Below are 535 nucleotides of genomic sequence, written 5' to 3'. Positions count from 1 at the left end.
AATCTGTCTTAAACGCTTTGTTATACGAATTTTTCCACCAGTTCTCTCGTCATAAAATGGCTGTGTGGATCAACTTCATAGTCAGCAAACGGCTCGCAATATGTAAACCCGAATTTCTCATACAGGTTTCGAGCTGGTTGGAAAAACTGCTGAGTACCTGTTTCAAGGCTAACCTTTTGATACCCGTTGTCGAGAGCTGTATTCAAAGCATGAGTTAACAACTTAGTGGCAACACCTGATTTCCTAGATGAACTAGAAGTTCTCATTGATTTGAGCTCAATGTGCTGAGGAGTTAATTGCTTAATAGCGAGGCAGCCTTGTAATTCACCATTAGACCAGCCACTGAAAAACGTAATGTCTGGTGATTTCAGTGCTTCAACATCAAGAGCATGAACGCTTTCAGCAGGTGATGTTGCATACATATCAGCCAGATGCTCCTCGAGCAATTTAATAACTTCGCCACCTGATAGATCGTCTACTTTGATTTCCATATTCCGAACTTTCCTTATTCGTATAACGCTCTGCTAAGCGGCAA

General features: G+C 41.5%; 1 protein-coding gene. It reads right to left on the bottom strand.

What is annotated here, in order from left to right; all coding sequences use genetic code 11:
- Window positions 1–20 precede the first annotated feature (20 nt).
- Complete coding sequence (locus tag ACP45E_RS02030; protein ID WP_017036601.1) at window positions 21–491, bottom strand: GNAT family N-acetyltransferase; 471 nt, start codon at window positions 489–491, stop codon at window positions 21–23.
- Window positions 492–535 lie beyond the last annotated feature (44 nt).

It is taken from the genome of Vibrio genomosp. F10 str. 9ZD137 (genome assembly GCF_049974785.1).
Classification (GTDB): Bacteria; Pseudomonadota; Gammaproteobacteria; order Enterobacterales; family Vibrionaceae; genus Vibrio.
This window is presented reverse-complemented; position numbering and strand designations above follow the sequence as displayed.